Annotated in this window: 16 protein-coding genes; 13 read left to right on the forward strand and 3 right to left on the reverse strand. The window is 51.8% G+C overall.

What is annotated here, in order from left to right; translation table 11 throughout:
• The first annotated feature begins 4 nt into the window (after positions 1-4).
• The 9 genes from allA to glxK all read left to right on the forward strand — a co-directional run bounded on the left by allA (position 5) and on the right by glxK (position 10,587).
• Positions 5-487, forward strand: coding sequence for an ureidoglycolate lyase (gene allA / locus HUZ68_RS06045; RefSeq protein WP_000776388.1), 483 nt, complete (start codon positions 5-7; stop codon positions 485-487).
• Positions 488-564: 77 nt separating this feature from the next.
• The gene (gene allR, locus HUZ68_RS06050) at positions 565-1,380 is read left to right on the forward strand and encodes an HTH-type transcriptional repressor AllR (protein ID WP_000141275.1); all 816 of its coding nucleotides are present in this window, start codon (positions 565-567) and stop codon (positions 1,378-1,380) included.
• An 89-nt stretch (positions 1,381-1,469) separates the two neighbouring features.
• Positions 1,470-3,251 (forward strand): glyoxylate carboligase, encoded by a 1,782-nt coding sequence (gene gcl, locus HUZ68_RS06055; protein WP_001096881.1) that lies wholly within the window; start codon positions 1,470-1,472, stop codon positions 3,249-3,251.
• Positions 3,252-3,263: 12 nt separating this feature from the next.
• On the forward strand, positions 3,264-4,040 hold the full coding sequence (gene hyi / locus HUZ68_RS06060; protein ID WP_000943564.1) for a hydroxypyruvate isomerase: 777 nt from the start codon (positions 3,264-3,266) through the stop codon (positions 4,038-4,040).
• A 99-nt stretch (positions 4,041-4,139) separates the two neighbouring features.
• Positions 4,140-5,018, forward strand: a complete 879-nt coding sequence (gene glxR, locus HUZ68_RS06065) for a 2-hydroxy-3-oxopropionate reductase (RefSeq protein ID WP_000765827.1) — start codon at positions 4,140-4,142, stop codon at positions 5,016-5,018.
• A gap of 168 nt (positions 5,019-5,186) precedes the next feature.
• Positions 5,187-6,641 carry an allantoin transporter gene (locus HUZ68_RS06070; RefSeq protein ID WP_000401139.1) on the forward strand — a complete coding sequence of 485 codons (1,455 nt, stop codon included), beginning with the start codon at positions 5,187-5,189 and terminating at the stop codon, positions 6,639-6,641.
• A gap of 59 nt (positions 6,642-6,700) precedes the next feature.
• On the forward strand, positions 6,701-8,062 hold the full coding sequence (allB, locus tag HUZ68_RS06075) for an allantoinase AllB (RefSeq protein ID WP_000006887.1): 1,362 nt from the start codon (positions 6,701-6,703) through the stop codon (positions 8,060-8,062).
• A gap of 56 nt (positions 8,063-8,118) precedes the next feature.
• Entirely contained in the window at positions 8,119-9,420 is a 1,302-nt protein-coding gene (locus HUZ68_RS06080) for a uracil/xanthine transporter (RefSeq protein ID WP_001302767.1), read from the forward strand.
• 21 nt (positions 9,421-9,441) lie between these two features.
• The gene (gene glxK / locus HUZ68_RS06085) at positions 9,442-10,587 is read left to right on the forward strand and encodes a glycerate 3-kinase (RefSeq protein ID WP_000706356.1); all 1,146 of its coding nucleotides are present in this window, start codon (positions 9,442-9,444) and stop codon (positions 10,585-10,587) included.
• Between the two features lie 127 nt (positions 10,588-10,714).
• Here the strand turns inward: glxK and allE are convergent, their stop codons facing one another.
• Genes allE through allD form a run of 3 tightly spaced genes read right to left on the reverse strand, consistent with a single transcriptional unit; the run spans position 10,715 to position 13,817 of the window.
• Positions 10,715-11,500: a (S)-ureidoglycine aminohydrolase gene (gene allE / locus HUZ68_RS06090; protein ID WP_000540946.1), complete on the reverse strand. Its 786-nt coding sequence runs from the start codon at positions 11,498-11,500 to the stop codon at positions 10,715-10,717.
• Positions 11,501-11,510: 10 nt separating this feature from the next.
• Complete coding sequence (allC, locus tag HUZ68_RS06095; RefSeq protein WP_033815248.1) at positions 11,511-12,746, reverse strand: allantoate deiminase; 1,236 nt, start codon at positions 12,744-12,746, stop codon at positions 11,511-11,513.
• 21 nt (positions 12,747-12,767) lie between these two features.
• Positions 12,768-13,817 (reverse strand): ureidoglycolate dehydrogenase, encoded by a 1,050-nt coding sequence (allD, locus tag HUZ68_RS06100; RefSeq protein WP_033815247.1) that lies wholly within the window; start codon positions 13,815-13,817, stop codon positions 12,768-12,770.
• Between the two features lie 315 nt (positions 13,818-14,132).
• Between allD and HUZ68_RS06105 the strand changes: the two genes are divergently transcribed.
• The 4 genes from HUZ68_RS06105 to HUZ68_RS06120 are packed head-to-tail and all read left to right on the forward strand — an operon-like array spanning position 14,133 to position 18,785.
• The gene (locus tag HUZ68_RS06105) at positions 14,133-15,800 is read left to right on the forward strand and encodes an acyl-CoA synthetase FdrA (protein WP_033815246.1); all 1,668 of its coding nucleotides are present in this window, start codon (positions 14,133-14,135) and stop codon (positions 15,798-15,800) included.
• A gap of 9 nt (positions 15,801-15,809) precedes the next feature.
• A complete protein-coding gene (locus HUZ68_RS06110) occupies positions 15,810-17,069 on the forward strand; it encodes a YlbE family protein (RefSeq protein WP_000495367.1) in 1,260 nt (419 codons plus the stop codon).
• Between the two features lie 10 nt (positions 17,070-17,079).
• Positions 17,080-17,895, forward strand: a complete 816-nt coding sequence (locus HUZ68_RS06115) for an oxamate carbamoyltransferase subunit AllH family protein (RefSeq protein WP_112925298.1) — start codon at positions 17,080-17,082, stop codon at positions 17,893-17,895.
• Complete coding sequence (locus tag HUZ68_RS06120) at positions 17,892-18,785, forward strand: carbamate kinase (RefSeq protein WP_000855378.1); 894 nt, start codon at positions 17,892-17,894, stop codon at positions 18,783-18,785. Before HUZ68_RS06115 ends, HUZ68_RS06120 begins: the two co-directional genes overlap by 4 nt.
• Positions 18,786-18,887 lie beyond the last annotated feature (102 nt).

The following is an 18,887-nucleotide window of genomic DNA, read 5'->3' on the forward strand; positions in this document are numbered from 1 at the left end:
AAAGATGAAACTTCAGGTATTACCGTTAAGTCAGGAAGCCTTTAGTGCTTATGGCGACGTAATCGAAACGCAGCAACGGGATTTTTTCCATATTAACAATGGCCTGGTGGAGCGTTACCACGATTTGGCGCTGGTTGAGATTCTTGAGCAAGACCGTACGCTTATCAGCATTAACCGCGCGCAACCGGCGAATCTGCCGCTGACCATTCACGAACTCGAACGTCATCCGCTGGGTACTCAGGCCTTTATCCCGATGAAAGGTGAGGTGTTTGTGGTGGTCGTGGCGTTAGGTGACGACAAACCAGACCTGTCAACCCTGCGGGCGTTTATTACCAACGGCGAACAGGGAGTGAATTACCATCGTAACGTCTGGCATCACCCACTTTTCGCCTGGCAGCGCGTCACCGATTTTCTGACCATCGATCGCGGCGGCAGTGACAACTGTGATGTTGAAAGTATTCCTGAACAGGAACTCTGTTTTGCGTGACGCCTGCAACCGACTTGCATAAGATAAACTAATTGTTCATTGTTTATGCTCACTTGTAGGTCGGAGTTAACGTAGGTATGACGGAAGTTAGACGGCGCGGCAGGCCAGGACAGGCGGAGCCTGTGGCACAGAAGGGCGCACAGGCATTAGAGCGGGGAATTGCGATTCTGCAATATCTGGAAAAAAGTGGGGGAAGTTCGTCGGTTAGCGATATTTCTCTCAATCTGGATTTGCCGCTCTCCACGACCTTTCGCTTGCTGAAGGTTTTACAGGCAGCGGATTTTGTCTATCAGGACAGTCAGTTAGGCTGGTGGCATATAGGATTAGGTGTCTTTAACGTCGGTGCAGCGTACATCCATAACCGTGATGTCCTCTCCGTCGCCGGACCGTTTATGCGCCGCCTGATGTTACTTTCCGGCGAAACGGTCAATGTCGCGATCCGTAACGGCAATGAAGCGGTATTAATTGGTCAGTTAGAGTGTAAATCGATGGTCAGGATGTGCGCGCCACTGGGCAGTCGTCTGCCACTGCATGCTTCCGGTGCGGGCAAAGCGCTGCTTTATCCGCTGGCGGAAGAGGAGTTGATGAGCATCATTCTGCAAACCGGTTTGCAGCAGTTTACGCCAACTACGCTTGTGGATATGCCCACCCTGCTGAAGGACCTGGAACAAGCGCGTGAACTGGGCTATACCGTAGATAAAGAAGAGCATGTTGTAGGCCTGAATTGCATAGCTTCAGCAATTTATGACGATGTAGGTAGTGTTGTTGCCGCTATCTCCATCTCCGGGCCTTCATCAAGACTGACAGAAGATCGTTTTGTCAGTCAGGGTGAGCTGGTCAGAGACACCGCCCGCGATATCAGCACGGCGTTGGGACTGAAAGCACATCCATAATGTCTGTCGCATCCCGCTCTGCGGAGCGGGTTTTTTTGACAAAATTTGAAAGTTGGAAAATTTTTCCAATTAATAGAGGTAGGAATAAAATGGCAAAAATGAGAGCCGTTGACGCGGCAATGTATGTGCTGGAGAAAGAAGGTATCACCACCGCCTTCGGTGTTCCGGGAGCTGCAATCAATCCGTTCTACTCAGCGATGCGTAAGCACGGCGGTATTCGTCACATTCTGGCGCGTCATGTGGAAGGTGCTTCGCACATGGCGGAAGGTTATACCCGCGCAACGGCAGGGAATATCGGCGTATGTCTGGGGACTTCCGGTCCTGCGGGCACGGACATGATCACCGCGCTCTATTCCGCTTCTGCTGATTCCATTCCTATTCTGTGCATTACCGGCCAGGCACCGCGCGCCCGTCTGCATAAAGAAGATTTTCAGGCTGTTGATATTGAAGCAATTGCTAAACCGGTCAGCAAAATGGCGGTTACAGTACGTGAAGCGGCGCTGGTGCCTCGCGTGCTGCAACAGGCATTTCACCTGATGCGTTCTGGTCGTCCGGGTCCGGTACTGGTGGATTTACCGTTCGACGTTCAGGTTGCGGAAATCGAGTTTGATCCTGACATGTACGAACCGCTGCCGGTCTACAAACCTGCTGCCAGCCGTATGCAGATCGAAAAAGCTGTAGAAATGTTAATCCAGGCCGAACGTCCGGTGATTGTTGCCGGGGGCGGGGTAATCAATGCTGACGCAGCTGCACTGTTACAACAGTTTGCTGAACTGACCAGCGTTCCGGTGATCCCAACGCTCATGGGCTGGGGCTGTATCCCGGACGATCATGAACTGATGGCCGGGATGGTGGGTCTGCAAACCGCGCATCGTTACGGTAACGCAACACTGCTGGCGTCCGACATGGTGTTTGGTATCGGTAACCGTTTTGCTAACCGTCATACCGGTTCGGTAGAGAAATACACCGAAGGGCGCAAAATCGTTCATATCGATATTGAGCCGACGCAAATTGGCCGCGTGCTGTGTCCGGATCTCGGCATTGTCTCTGATGCTAAAGCGGCGCTGACACTGCTGGTTGAAGTGGCGCAGGAGATGCAAAAAGCGGGTCGTCTGCCGTGTCGTAAAGAATGGGTCGCCGACTGCCAGCAGCGCAAACGCACTTTGCTGCGCAAAACCCACTTCGACAACGTGCCGGTGAAACCGCAGCGCGTGTATGAAGAGATGAACAAAGCCTTTGGTCGCGATGTTTGTTATGTCACCACCATCGGTCTGTCACAAATCGCTGCGGCACAAATGCTGCATGTCTTTAAAGACCGCCACTGGATCAACTGTGGTCAGGCTGGTCCGTTAGGCTGGACGATTCCGGCGGCGCTGGGGGTTTGTGCCGCTGATCCGAAACGCAATGTGGTGGCGATTTCCGGTGACTTCGACTTCCAGTTCCTGATTGAAGAGTTAGCCGTTGGCGCGCAGTTCAACATTCCGTACATCCATGTGCTGGTGAATAACGCCTATCTCGGCCTGATTCGTCAGTCACAACGCGCCTTTGACATGGACTACTGCGTGCAACTCGCTTTCGAGAATATCAACTCCAGCGAAGTGAACGGTTACGGCGTCGACCACGTAAAAGTAGCGGAAGGTTTAGGTTGTAAAGCTATTCGCGTCTTCAAACCGGAAGATATTGCACCGGCCTTTGAACAGGCGAAAGCCTTAATGGCGCAATATCGGGTACCGGTAGTCGTGGAAGTTATTCTCGAGCGTGTGACAAATATTTCGATGGGCAGCGAACTGGATAACGTCATGGAATTTGAAGATATCGCCGATAACGCAGCGGATGCACCGACTGAAACCTGCTTCATGCACTATGAATAAGGGAGATAAATAATGTTACGTTTCTCTGCTAATTTATCGATGTTATTTGGTGAATATGATTTTCTCGCCCGTTTTGAGAAAGCTGCGCAGTGTGGTTTTCGCGGCGTTGAATTTATGTTTCCTTATGACTACGACATTGAAGAATTAAAACAGGTGCTGGCGAGTAATAAACTCGAACATACGCTGCACAATTTACCGGCGGGTGACTGGGCGGCGGGGGAGCGCGGTATTGCCTGTATTCCTGGCCGTGAAGAAGAGTTTCGGGATGGCGTAGCAGCAGCGATTCGTTATGCTCGTGCGCTGGGTAATAAAAAAATTAACTGTCTGGTCGGTAAAACGCCGACTGGTTTCAGCAGTGAACAGATTCACGCAACGCTTGTAGAAAACCTGCGTTATGCCGCGAATATGCTGATGAAAGAAGATATTTTATTACTGATTGAACCTATTAACCATTTTGATATTCCTGGTTTCCATCTCACCGGAACTCGGCAGGCGCTGAAATTGATTGATGATGTTGGTTGCTGCAATTTGAAAATTCAGTATGACATTTATCACATGCAGCGGATGGAAGGTGAATTAACCAACACCATGACTCAGTGGGCCGATAAAATTGGTCACCTGCAAATTGCCGATAATCCGCATCGCGGCGAACCGGGGACCGGAGAAATTAATTATGATTATCTCTTTAAGGTAATCGAAAATTCTGACTACAACGGTTGGGTTGGTTGTGAATATAAACCCCAAACCACCACGGAAGCCGGTTTACGCTGGATGGATCCGTACCGTTAAAACGTAACGCTGTTCAGGCAATGCTTTTTTAGGCCGCTAAGTTGGCAGGGGATCGTGTTGTCTGAATCCAGGAAAAGCAAAATTTAAAAGAGGTTAATTATGAAACTGGGATTTATTGGCTTAGGCATTATGGGTACACCGATGGCTATTAATCTGGCGCGTGCCGGTCATCAACTGCATGTCACAACCATTGGTCCGGTTGCTGATGAATTACTGTCACTGGGTGCCGTCAGTGTTGAAACTGCGCACCAGGTAACGGAAGCATCGGACATCATTTTTATTATGGTGCCGGATACACCACAGGTTGAAGAAGTTCTATTCGGTGAAAATGGTTGTACCAAAGCCTCGCTAAAGGGCAAAACCATTGTTGATATGAGCTCCATTTCCCCGATTGAAACTAAACGTTTCGCTCGCCAGGTGAATGAACTGGGCGGTGATTATCTCGATGCGCCAGTCTCCGGCGGTGAAATCGGCGCGCGTGAAGGGACGTTGTCAATTATGGTTGGCGGTGACGAAGCGGTATTTGAACGTGTTAAACCGCTGTTTGAACTGCTCGGTAAAAATATCACCCTTGTGGGCGGTAACGGCGACGGTCAAACCTGCAAAGTGGCAAATCAGATTATTGTGGCGCTCAATATTGAAGCGGTCTCTGAAGCTCTGCTGTTTGCTTCAAAAGCCGGTGCAGACCCGGTACGTGTGCGCCAGGCGCTGATGGGCGGCTTTGCTTCCTCACGTATTCTGGAAGTTCACGGTGAGCGCATGATTAAACGCACCTTTAATCCAGGTTTCAAAATTGCGCTGCACCAGAAAGATCTCAACCTGGCACTGCAAAGTGCGAAGACACTGGCGCTGAACCTGCCAAACACCGCGACCTGCCAGGAGTTATTTAATACCTGTGCGGCAAACGGTGGCAGCCAGTTGGATCACTCTGCGTTAGTGCAGGCGCTGGAATTAATGGCTAACCATAAACTGGCCTGATACCCGCAATAAAAATGGCCGATATCAGAAAATGAATCGGCCAGCAATATTAAAAAAGAAAGCAGCCAAAGATGTTGCTTCAGTATTAAAAATAATATTTTTATTTTATTTGTTCCTCATAGCTAGATTAAAACAACGTTATTCGATACGTGAAATTAAGAGGGATTTATGGAACATCAGAGAAAACTATTCCAGCAACGCGGCTATAGCGAAGATCTATTGCCGAAAACGCAAAGCCAGCGGACCTGGAAAACATTTAACTATTTTACCTTATGGATGGGTTCGGTTCATAACGTTCCCAATTATGTGATGGTCGGCGGCTTTTTTATTCTCGGCTTGTCTACCTTTAGTATTATGCTGGCAATTATCCTCAGCGCCTTTTTCATTGCCGCGGTAATGGTATTAAACGGTGCTGCGGGCAGTAAATACGGCGTACCGTTTGCCATGATCCTGCGTGCTTCTTACGGCGTACGTGGCGCACTGTTTCCCGGATTATTAAGAGGCGGTATTGCTGCCATTATGTGGTTTGGCCTGCAATGTTACGCAGGGTCACTGGCCTGCTTGATTCTGATTGGCAAAATCTGGCCGGGATTTTTGACTCTCGGTGGTGATTTCACTCTGTTAGGCCTTTCTCTACCGGGCTTAATTACTTTCTTACTCTTCTGGCTGGTCAACGTTGGTATAGGTTTTGGCGGTGGCAAAGTTTTAAATAAATTCACTGCCATTCTTAACCCGTGCATCTATATCGTTTTCGGCGGTATGGCGATTTGGGCGATTTCGCTGGTCGGGCTCGGTCCAATCTTTGACTACATTCCGAGCGGTATTCAGAAAGCAGAAAACAGTGGCTTCCTGTTCCTGGTGGTGATTAACGCGGTAGTTGCGGTCTGGGCGGCTCCGGCGGTGAGCGCATCCGACTTTACGCAAAACGCCCACTCGTTTCGTGAGCAAGCGCTGGGGCAAACGCTGGGTTTAGTTGTGGCCTATATTCTGTTTGCGGTCGCCGGGGTATGTATTATTGCCGGAGCCAGTATTCATTACGGCGCTGATACCTGGAACGTGCTGGATATTGTTCAGCGTTGGGACAGCCTGTTTGCCTCGTTCTTTGCGGTACTGGTTATTCTGATGACGACCATTTCCACTAACGCCACCGGTAATATTATTCCGGCCGGTTATCAGATTGCTGCCATTGCACCGACAAAACTGACCTATAAAAACGGCGTACTGATTGCCAGTATTATCAGCCTGCTGATCTGCCCGTGGAAATTAATGGAAAATCAGGACAGTATTTATCTGTTCCTCGATATCATCGGCGGAATGCTGGGTCCGGTAATTGGTGTCATGATGGCGCATTATTTTGTGGTGATGCGTGGGCAAATTAATCTTGATGAACTGTACACCGCACCTGGCGATTATAAATATTACGATAACGGTTTTAACCTCACCGCGTTTTCAGTAACTCTGGTGGCCGTTATTTTATCTCTTGGCGGTAAGTTTATTCCCTTTATGGAACCGTTATCGCGTGTTTCATGGTTTGTCGGCGTCATCGTCGCCTTTGCGGCCTACGCCTTATTAAAGAAACGTACAACAGCAGAAAAAACAGGAGAGCAAAAAACCATAGGTTAATTAATCCCGATATTGAACATTGAGTTAAAAACCAATCTGTATTTTACAAGGAGTTTGTTATGTCTTTTGATTTAATCATTAAAAACGGCACCGTTATTTTAGAAAACGAAGCTCGCGTTGTAGATATCGCCGTTAAAGGCGGCAAAATTGCTGCTATCGGTCAGGATCTGGGCGATGCAAAAGAAGTTATGGATGCGTCTGGTCTGGTGGTTTCGCCGGGCATGGTTGATGCGCACACCCATATTTCTGAACCGGGTCGTAGCCACTGGGAAGGTTATGAAACCGGTACTCGCGCAGCGGCAAAAGGTGGTATCACCACCATGATCGAAATGCCGCTCAACCAGCTGCCTGCAACGGTTGACCGCGCTTCAATTGAACTGAAGTTCGATGCCGCTAAAGGCAAGCTGACTATCGATGCGGCACAACTCGGTGGCCTGGTGTCTTACAACATCGACCGTCTGCATGAGCTGGATGAAGTGGGCGTTGTCGGCTTCAAATGCTTCGTTGCGACCTGTGGCGATCGCGGTATCGACAACGACTTCCGTGATGTAAACGACTGGCAGTTCTTCAAAGGTGCGCAGAAGCTGGGCGAACTGGGGCAGCCGGTGCTGGTGCACTGCGAAAACGCGCTGATCTGTGACGCACTGGGCGAAGAAGCGAAACGTGAAGGTCGCGTAACTGCCCATGACTATGTGGCTTCGCGTCCGGTATTTACCGAAGTGGAAGCGATTCGCCGCGTGCTGTATCTGGCGAAAGTTGCCGGTTGCCGTCTGCACGTTTGCCATATCAGCAGCCCGGAAGGCGTTGAAGAAGTGACTCGTGCACGTCAGGAAGGTCAGGACGTTACTTGTGAATCCTGCCCGCATTACTTTGTACTGGATACCGATCAGTTCGAAGAAATCGGTACTCTGGCGAAGTGTTCACCGCCGATCCGCGATCTGGAAAACCAGAAAGGCATGTGGGAAAAACTGTTTAACGGTGAAATCGACTGCCTGGTTTCCGACCACTCACCATGCCCTCCGGAAATGAAAGCCGGCAACATTATGGAAGCATGGGGCGGTATTGCCGGTCTGCAAAACTGTATGGACGTGATGTTCGATGAAGCGGTACAGAAACGCGGAATGTCTCTGCCAATGTTCGGCAAATTAATGGCGACTAACGCAGCAGATATTTTCGGTCTGCAGCAAAAAGGCCGTATCGCCCCAGGAAAAGATGCCGACTTCGTCTTCATTCAGCCGAATAGCAGCTATGTTCTTACCAATGACGATCTGGAATATCGCCACAAAGTCAGCCCGTATGTTGGCCGTACCATTGGCGCGCGTATCACGAAAACCATCTTACGTGGTGATGTGATTTACGACATCGAACAGGGCTTCCCTGTTGCGCCGAAAGGTCAATTTATCCTTAAACATCAGCAGTAATCTGGCCCCTGCAATGCCCGTCCTTGCGGCGGGCATTCTCCGGTTAAGGTGTGTTTATGTTCAATTTTGCAGTCAGCCGCGAAAGCCTGTTATCAGGATTTCAGTGGTTTTTCTTTATTTTTTGCAACACGGTTGTGGTTCCTCCTACGCTACTTTCTGCTTTTCAGTTGCCGCAAAGTAGCCTGCTTACACTCACACAATATGCTTTTCTTGCTACCGCACTGGCCTGCTTCGCTCAGGCGTTCTGTGGCCATCGTCGCGCTATTATGGAAGGGCCAGGTGGCCTGTGGTGGGGAACCATCCTAACTATCACCCTTGGCGAAGCATCGCGCGGGACACCGATCAACGATATCGCTACCAGCCTGGCGGTGGGGATTGCACTCTCCGGCGTGCTGACGATGTTGATTGGTTTTAGCGGATTAGGTCATCGCCTGGCGCGGTTATTTACGCCGTCGGTGATGGTCTTGTTTATGTTGATGCTGGGCGCGCAGCTGACCACTATCTTTTTCAAAGGTATGCTCGGGCTGCCGTTTGGCATAGCCGACCCGAATTTTAAAATTCAGTTACCGCCGTTCGCGCTCTCGGTGGCGGTGATGTGCCTGGTACTGGCGATGATTATTTTCCTGCCGCAACGTTTTGCCCGTTATGGCCTGCTGGTCGGCACCATAACCGGCTGGTTGTTGTGGTACTTTTGCTTTCCTTCTTCGCATTCGCTCTCCGGTGAGTTGCACTGGCAGTGGTTCCCGCTCGGCAGTGGCGGTGCTTTGTCGCCGGGGATTATTCTGACGGCGGTGATTACAGGTCTGGTGAATATCAGCAATACCTACGGTGCGATTCGGGGCACGGATGTTTTTTATCCGCAGCAGGGCGCGGGGAATACGCGTTATCGTCGTAGCTTTGTGGCGACCGGATTTATGACACTGATAACCGTGCCGCTGGCAGTAATTCCATTTTCACCGTTTGTTTCATCCATTGGTTTATTAACCCAGACTGGCGATTACACGCGGCGTTCGTTTATTTATGGCAGCGTTATTTGCCTGCTGGTGGCGCTGGTTCCGGCACTCACGCGACTGTTTTGCAGTATCCCTTTACCCGTGAGTAGTGCGGTCATGCTGGTTTCTTATCTGCCTTTACTCTTTTCCGCGCTGGTGTTTAGCCAGCAAATAACGTTTACCGCTCGCAATATTTATCGACTCGCATTGCCGTTATTTGTCGGCATATTTTTAATGGCATTACCGCCTGTGTATCTGCAAGACCTTCCATTAACGCTTCGTCCTCTGCTCAGTAACGGCTTATTGGTCGGGATTTTACTGGCTGTTCTTATGGATAACCTTATTCCGTGGGAACGCATCGAATAATTTGTTGAAAAAGGATTGATAATGAAGATTGTCATTGCGCCAGACTCTTTTAAAGAGAGCTTAAGTGCAGAAAAATGTTGTCAGGCAATTAAAGCCGGGTTTTCGACCCTCTTTCCCGATGCGAACTATATCTGTTTGCCGATAGCGGATGGCGGCGAAGGGACGGTGGATGCGATGGTCGCCGCGACGGGCGGCAACATCGTGACGCTTGAAGTCTGCGGGCCGATGGGCGAAAAAGTGAATGCTTTTTATGGCCTTACCGGCGACGGGAAAACGGCGGTGATTGAGATGGCGGCAGCAAGTGGCCTGATGCTGGTCGCGCCTGAAAAGCGTAATCCGTTGCTGGCCTCCAGTTTTGGTACGGGGGAGTTAATTCGTCATGCGCTGGATAACGGCATTCGCCATATTATTCTTGGCATTGGCGGCAGTGCGACGGTCGACGGCGGTATGGGCATGGCGCAGGCGCTCGGTGTGCGTTTCCTTGATGCCGACGGTCAGGTGCTGGTGGCTAACGGCGGCAATTTAGCGCGCGTGGCAAGCATTGAGATGGATGAATGCGATCCGCGTCTGGCGAACTGCCATATTGAAGTAGCATGTGACGTTGATAACCCGCTGGTAGGGGCACGCGGCGCGGCGGCGGTGTTTGGCCCGCAAAAAGGGGCAACGCCGGAGATGGTCGAAGAACTTGAACAGGGGCTGCAAAATTACGCCCGTGTTTTACAACAGCAAACTGAAATTAATGTCTGCCAGATGGCGGGCGGCGGCGCTGCGGGCGGTATGGGGATTGCGGCGGCGGTATTCCTCAATGCGGATATTAAACCGGGTATTGAGATTGTACTGCGGGCGGTCAACCTGGAGCAGGCGGTGCAGGGGGCAGCACTGGTGATCACCGGGGAAGGGCGCATTGACTCGCAAACGGCAGGCGGTAAAGCGCCGCTGGGCGTTGCGTCGGTGGCGAAGCAGTTTAATGTACCGGTGATTGGGATTGCTGGCGTATTGGGTGATGGCGTGGAAGTGGTGCACCAGTACGGCATTGATGCGGTATTCAGCATTTTGCCACGTCTGGCACCTTTAGCCGAAGTGCTCGCCAGCGGTGAAACCAATCTCTTCAACAGCGCGCGAAATATTGCCTGCGCCATTAAAATAGGTCAGGGAATTAAAAACTGACCCTTACCTTTAAAGCGGATGCGATTTATTTCGCATCTTTTTTACCTGAATTTACTACAAAAAAAGCCACGGTATAAACCGTGGCAAAATCCAACATAGCTAAAAATAATCAGGCGAGTGGTATGACTTAAATCTCTACGTCGCGGTTGCAATCTTTCGAGTAAATATAGCTGAACGCTTCACCACGCCCTACGCCATAACCAGCCTGTAAAGAATAAGCGCCCATAAAGATGTAATCGCCTTTTTTCACCGGGATCCAGTTATTGTCGAGGTTATAAACCCCCTGACCGGAAAGAATATAGGCACCGTGTTCCTGAACGTGTGTTTCGATATAACCATGGCTGGCACCTGGTGCAAAAGAGAGGATATGCATGTTCATATCAAAACCTAACTCTTTGGGCAGAAAATCCAGCAGGATCACATCATCCATACCTTCATAGTGAATGCGTTCCAGTTCGCTGGCATTGCCAGAAACCAGCCACGGTGCATGGCCTTCTACCGGAACATAGCGGCGCTTATATAAAAAGATTTGGCTGTCTTCGGCCTGGGCGTTAACAAACGTCATTAAGGAGCCTGGCGGGCAATAAAGATAGCCACCTTCGCTTAAGGCAAATGTTTTGCCTTCGGCTTTGGCAGTGATATTTCCAGAGATCACATACAGGAACGTTTCAATGCCTTCGCCACCGAAGCCCTGTTGGTTGCCACCGTTTTGATGCAGTGTGACCAGATAATCGACAAAAGAGGCACCCAGCTTTGGCGTGGAGAGGATTGTCGCGTCACAATTTTCAAAGCCCGGAATAATATTTTTTACCAGACCGTCTGGTGTTAACAGTGCGAAATTACCGTGTTTCACAATCGCACGGTTAGCCAGTAAATCATCGCGGTAACCGGTGACGTTATTTAAATATCCCATTTATGACTCCTTATTTCTGCCAGGCAAGTTGATAAAGCATGAGTGCCAACGTTTTGACCCCTTCGGCAAGGTCGGTAATATTGGTGCGTTCCGCCGGGTTATGGCTGATCCCGTTGATGCTGGGAATGAAAATCATGCAGGTCGGCACGCGAGGCGCGAAAATTTGTGCGTCGTGCCCGGCACCACTGTGCATCACCCGGTAATTCAGTTTTTCGCTTTCACACAATTCTGTCAGGGTGGCGACCAGGTCCTCATTCATCGGCACGGGTTCTTCGTCCATCCATAAATCGATATCAATACCAATGTCCATTTCATCGCAAATCGCCCGCATGTCGTTTTCTAACTGCTGGGTGAAATCGCGCAGCACGGCGGCGTCGGTATGACGACAATCAATGGTGAACGTGGTTTTACCCGGCACCACATTCACCGTATTCGGGCGCGGCTCTACTTTCCCAAAGGTCAGAACCAGCGGATCGCCCATCTTTTTCGCTTTTTCGATCGACTGATGGCAAATGCGACTGAAAGCGTAAACCGTATCACGACGATAACCCATCGGCGTGGTGCCTGCATGGTTTGATTCGCCGTTCAGCGTCACCGTATAGCGACGTTGCCCGACAATTGCATTCACCACGCCAATTGATTGCCCATTACTTTCCAGCACACAGCCCTGTTCGATATGCAGTTCGACAAAGGCTTTAATATCCTGACGCGGAGTTAGCGGGGCGTCCGGCAGAGTAAATCCGCAAGCCTTCATCGCATCGACAAAACTATTTCCTTTGGCATCACAGATATTCCGCACGTCGTCAGGATTCGCCAGCCCAAAGATATTTTTACTGCCCCAGAAAACATACGGGAAGCGGCTGCCTTCTTCTTCCGCCATCGCCACCACTTCGACCGTACGTAGCGGCGCGCCGTATTGCGTTTTCAGCCAGTCAATTGCCAGCCAAGCCGCCAGTGCGCCGAATTGCCCGTCGAGGTTACCGCCGTTAACCACGGTATCGATATGCGAACCGCTCAGAACCACTTCCTGTGGATATTCGGTGCCACTCAGGCGACCGTATAAATTCCCCACTTCATCGAAACGTGTTTCCAGCCCACTTGCGGCCATTCTTTTTTTAAATTGCTGCTGGGTTTCCAGCCATTCCGGCGAATAAAGTAAACGGGTCATCCCACCCGTTGGGTCAGCGCCAAATGAGGAAAGCCAGGGCAGCGCTTCTTCTATGGCTTGACGAAAATGTGTAATCATAAGAAAGTCCTGTCTCAATAATTATTGCGCAAAGGGATTTTTCGTTTCGTATGACGTGTTATAAAGCGCGTCGGAAATTAAATACTGGTAAATATCATCAACAATTTCGATGCCTTCGACGGCGGCTTTGCGTTGTTTAATATCCTGATCCTGTCCGGGATAATAAACCTGAATAAAACCGGGCGCGGGGGTAATGGCATTTAATTCGCGCATGGTCTGGCTAAGATGTTGACGGAATAATTCGCTGGAGGAGAAAAAGTTCGGGTTAATAACTACATGTAATTGCCCCAAATTACGCCCGGCGTGTAAATCGTCATACATCGAACTAACCTGTCGCCCGAACGGTAAGCCGAGTAAGACGCCTGAGAGGACGTCAATCATCATCATCAGGCCATACCCTTTCGGCCCGGCTGCGGGGAGCAGAGCATGTACCGCGAACGGATCGGTTGTTGGTGCACCGTTTTTATCGACCGCCCAGGTATCCGGGATAGACATATTACGCGAGCGGGCGTCGAGCACTTTTCCCCATGCCTGTACGGTAGTCGCCATATCAAAGGTAAGGATCTCGTCGCCTTCTCCCGGCGCGGCAAAGGCCAGTGGGTTAGTACCGTAGTAAATTTCCGCGCCGCCAAACGGCACCACCATTGGATCGGACTGGCACATCGAAATGCCAATTAATCCGGCGCGGGCTGCCTGCTGCACAAAATAAGAGATTGCGCCGCTGTGACCCATCCGGCTGATACCGACCACCGCAACGCCATTTTGCTGGGCGGTTTTGATGGCATGTTCCATACCCATTTTCGCCGCGACCTGTCCGGCGGCATTGTCGGCATGTAAAATTGCCGAGCACGGCCCGGTTTCCTCAAGACGAAACTCCGGTTCGCGGTTGGTGCCGCCTTTTGAAATGCGTTCCGCGTAGTATTCCACGCGCACCGCGCCATGAGAGTGGATCCCTCTGGCATCGGCGTAAACCAATACTTCAGCCACGGTTGCAGCGTGCTCACGTTTTAACCCAGCCTGGCAGAGTTTATTCTCAATTAGCTGGTGGAGTGTTTCCCGACTGATTTTCATCTGTCTTCCTTTTTAACGACGGTGTGAAGCATGACTGCAATTAACATACAGGGAAAATATCTGGATTATGTGATCCAGACAGGCAAAAAATATAGTTAGAATTTATTTGATAATCTTCGCGCTTTTAACCTGGTTTTTAAAACAACCACGCTTATTAAAAAATAACACGTAATAGCATGGCGGTTATTTGAATTCTTTTGTTAATAATCCCTGTGTGATATTCATCACCTTATTTACCCGTTGTCATCGATACCGTAATCGCCACATTAACACTGCTCGTGCAATTGCCATGGGTGCAATTTTTAAGGAGTTGTTATGATCCACGCCTTTATTAAAAAAGGGTGTTTTCAGGATTCGGTCAGTTTAATGATTATTTCACGAAAACTCAGCGAATCAGAAAATGTTGATGATGTTTCCGTAATGATGGGTACGCCCGCCAATAAAGCGTTATTAGATACCACAGGTTTCTGGCATGACGATTTTAATAACGCCACGCCGAACGATATTTGCGTGGCAATTCGTAGCGAAGCGGCGGATGCGGGGATCGCGCAGGCGATTATGCAGCAGCTTGAAGAGGCGCTAAAACAACTGGCGCAGGGGTCAGGCAGCAGCCAGGCGTTGACGCAGGTGCGTCGCTGGGACAGTGCCTGTCAGAAATTACCCGATGCCAATCTGGCGCTGATTTCAGTGGCTGGCGAGTATGCGGCGGAGCTGGCGAATCAGGCGCTGGATCGCAACCTCAACGTGATGATGTTCTCCGATAACGTCACGCTGGAAGATGAAATCCAACTTAAAACCCGCGCGCGGGAAAAAGGCTTGCTGGTGATGGGGCCGGACTGCGGTACGTCGATGATTGCCGGCACGCCGCTGGCTTTTGCTAACGTGATGCCGGAAGGCAACATTGGCGTCATTGGCGCTTCCGGTACCGGGATTCAGGAGCTGTGTTCGCAGATTGCGCTGGCAGGGGAGGGAATTACTCACGCGATTGGCCTTGGCGGCCGCGACCTCAGCCGTGAAGTGGGCGGCATCAGTGCGCTGACGGCGCTGGAGATGCTCAGTGCAGACGAGAAAAGCGAAGTGCTGGCATTTGTTTCAAAACCACCTGCCGAAGCGGTGCGTCTGAAAATTGTTAATGCCATGAAAGCAACCGGCAAACCGACGGTGGCGCTGTTTTTAGGTTATACCCCGGCGGTGACCCGCGACGAGAATGTCTGGTTTGCCTCCTCGCTGGATGAGGCCGCACGCCTGGCTTGCCTGCTTTCACGCGTTACGGCGCGACGTAACGCGATAACGCCTGCCAGCAGCGGATTTATTTGCGGTTTGTATACCGGCGGTACGCTGGCTGCCGAAGCGGCGGGATTACTTGCCGGACACCTTGGCGTGGAAGCCGATGATGCCCATCATCACGGCATGATGCTCGACGCCGATGGTCACCAGATTATTGACCTCGGCGATGATTTCTACACCGTCGGGCGTCCCCATCCGATGATCGACCCAACCTTACGCAACCAGTTAATTGCCGATCTCGGCGCTAAACCGTCAGTGCGCGTATTGCTACTTGATGTCGTGATTGGCTTCGGCGCGACCGCCGATCCTGCCGCCTCGCTGGTAAGCGCCTGGCAAAAAGCCTGTGCTGCGCGTTCAGACAATCAACCACTGTATGCCATTGCCACGGTGACAGGCACTGAACGTGACCCGCAATGCCGCTCGCAGCAAATCGCCACGCTGGAAGATGCGGGGATTGCGGTCGTGAGTTCGCTACCGGAAGCCACCTTGCTGGCGGCAGCGTTAATTCATCCGCTCTCGCCTGCCGCACAGCAACACACACCGTCATTACTGGAAAACGTCGCCGTGATTAACATCGGATTACGCAGTTTTGCGCTGGAGCTACAAAGCGCCAGCAAACCGGTTGTGCATTACCAATGGTCGCCAGTCGCCGGCGGCAATAAAAAACTGGCTCGTTTATTAGAACGTTTGCAATAAGGGGTTCCCATGTTTACATCAGTGGCGCAAGCCAATGCTGCGGTTATCGAACAAATTCGTCGCGCTCGTCCACACTGGCTGGATGTGCAACCGGCTTCTTCACTTATCAGCGAACTAAACGAGGGCAAAACACTGCTTCACGCCGGGCCGCCAATGCGCTGGCAGGAGATGACCGGACCCATGAAAGGGGCGTGCGTGGGCGCATGTCTGTTCGAAGGTTGGGCGAAAGATGAAGCGCAGGCGCTGGCAATACTGGAGCAGGGGGAAGTGAACTTCATTCCTTGTCACCATGTGAATGCCGTCGGGCCAATGGGCGGTATTACTTCTGCCAGTATGCCGATGCTGGTGGTCGAGAACGTGACCGACGGCAACCGGGCGTACTGCAACCTCAACGAAGGTATCGGCAAAGTGATGCGTTTTGGCGCTTACGGCGAAGATGTCCTGACTCGCCATCGCTGGATGCGCGATGTGTTAATGCCAGTATTAAGCGCGGCGCTGGGGCGCATGGAGCGCGGTATCGATCTTACCGCGATGATGGCGCAGGGCATTACGATGGGCGATGAGTTCCATCAACGCAATATTGCTTCCTCAGCACTGTTAATGCGTGCGCTGGCCCCACAAATTGCTCGCCTCGATCATGATAAACAGCACATCGCGGAAGTGATGGATTTCCTCAGCGTGACCGATCAGTTCTTCCTCAACCTCGCGATGGCTTACTGCAAGGCGGCGATGGATGCTGGCGCGATGATCCGCGCAGGCAGCATCGTCACGGCAATGACCCGCAACGGCAATATGTTCGGGATTCGGGTAAGCGGGCTGGGCGAACGCTGGTTTACTGCGCCTGTAAACACTCCGCAAGGTCTGTTTTTCACCGGCTTCTCGCAGGAGCAGGCGAACCCGGATATGGGCGATAGCGCGATTACCGAAACCTTTGGTATCGGAGGTGCGGCAATGATCGCAGCGCCTGGCGTAACGCGCTTTGTCGGTGCGGGTGGCATGGAAGCGGCCAGGGCGGTATCTGAAGAGATGGCGGAAATTTACCTTGAACGCAATATGCAGTTGCAGATCCCAAGCTGGGATTTCCAGGGCGCGTGCCTGGGGCTGGATATTCGTCGCGTGGTAGAAACCGGCATTACGCCACTCATCAATACCGGTATCGCCCATAAAGAGGCGGGGATCGGGCAGATTGGCGCAGGCACTGTGCGGGCACCGCTGGCGTGTTTTGAACAGGCGCTGGAAGCACTGGCTGAAAGCATGGGGATTGGTTGAGGAACGCGCAATGACGATCATCCATCCTCTGCTTGCCAGTAGTAGCGCACCGAATTATCGCCAGTCCTGGCGGTTAGCGGGAGTGTGGCGGCGGGCGATTAACCTGATGACGGAAAGCGGCGAACTGTTAACGCTGCATCGTCAGGGTAGTGGTTTCGGCCCCGGAGGATGGGTGCTTCGCCGTGCGCAATTCGATGCGTTATGCGGTGGATTATGCGGCAATGAACGACCACAGGTTGTGGCTCAAGGGATTCGCCTCGGGCGTTTCACGGTTAAACAGCCACAGCCTTATTGTTTGCTGCGTATTACGCCGCCTGCGCATCCTCAACCGCTTGCAGCTGCATGGATGCAACGCGCGGAGGAAACCGGGCTTTTCGGGCCACTGGTGTTGGCGGCAAGCGATCCGCTGCCTGCTGAATTACGCCAGTTTCGTCACTGTTTTCAGGCCGCGCTCAATGGCGTTAAGACCGACTGGCGGCACTGGCTGGGTAAAGGCCCCGGATTAACGCCAAGTCATGATGACACGCTGAGCGGAATGCTGCTGGCGGCCTGGTATTATGGTGCTTTAGATGCGCGCTCCGGTCGCCAGTTTTTTGCCTGTTCCGACAATCTTCAACTCGTTACCACAGCGGTGAGCGTCAGTTATTTACGTTATGCCGCGCAAGGATATTTCGCCTCGCCACTCCTGCACTTTGTTCATGCTCTGAGTTGCCCGAAACGTACCGCTGTTGCGATTGATTCGCTGCTGGCGCTGGGGCATACGTCAGGGGCAGATACGCTGCTGGGGTTTTGGCTTGGCCAACAATTATTACAAGGAAAACCATGAAAACACTGGTTGTAGCTCTTGGGGGCAACGCCTTACTCCAGCGCGGTGAGGCGCTGACGGCAGAAAATCAATATCGCAATATCGCCAGTGCTGTACCCGCGCTGGCGCGCCTGGCCCGTTCTTATCGGCTGGCGATTGTTCACGGCAACGGGCCGCAGGTGGGGTTGCTGGCATTGCAGAATCTGGCGTGGAAAGAGGTAGAACCGTATCCGCTGGATGTGCTGGTGGCAGAAAGTCAGGGGATGATTGGCTATATGCTGGCGCAGAGTTTGAGCGCACAGCCGCAGATGCCGCCTGTCACGACGGTGCTGACGCGCATTGAAGTTTCGCCTGATGATCCGGCGTTTTTGCAGCCAGAGAAATTTATTGGTCCGGTTTATCAGCCAGAAGAACAAGAGGCACTGGAAGCGGCTTACGGCTGGCAGATGAAACGTGATGGTAAATATTTGCGCCGGGTGGTGGCGTCTCCGCAACCGCGTAAAATTCTCGACAGCGAAGCCATCGAGTTGTTGCTCAAAGAGGGGCATGTGGTGATTTGCAGTGGCGGCGGCGGTGTGCCTGTGACGGATGACGGAGCAGGGAGTGAAGCAGTGATTGATAAAGATCTCGCCGCTGCGTTGCTCGCCGAGCAAATTAACGCCGATGGACTGGTGATCCTCACCGATGCTGATGCGGTATATGAAAACTGGGGAACGCCGCAGCAACGTGCCATTCGCCATGCCACACCGGATGAGTTAGCGCCATTTGCCAAAGCCGATGGTTCGATGGGGCCGAAGGTAACGGCGGTGAGTGGTTATGTCAGAAGCCGTGGTAAACCCGCGTGGATTGGGGCGTTATCGCGAATTGAAGAGACGCTGGCGGGCGAAGCGGGGACCTGTATTTCGCTGTAGTTGTAGGCATTAGACATTTGTGCCTGATGCGACGCTTGACGCGTCTTATCAGGCCTACAATTGGTGCCGCATCCGGCAATTGGCGCACAATGCCTGATGCGA

The sequence above is a fragment of the Shigella dysenteriae genome, from assembly GCF_022354085.1.
Taxonomy (GTDB): Bacteria; Pseudomonadota; Gammaproteobacteria; order Enterobacterales; family Enterobacteriaceae; genus Escherichia; species Escherichia coli.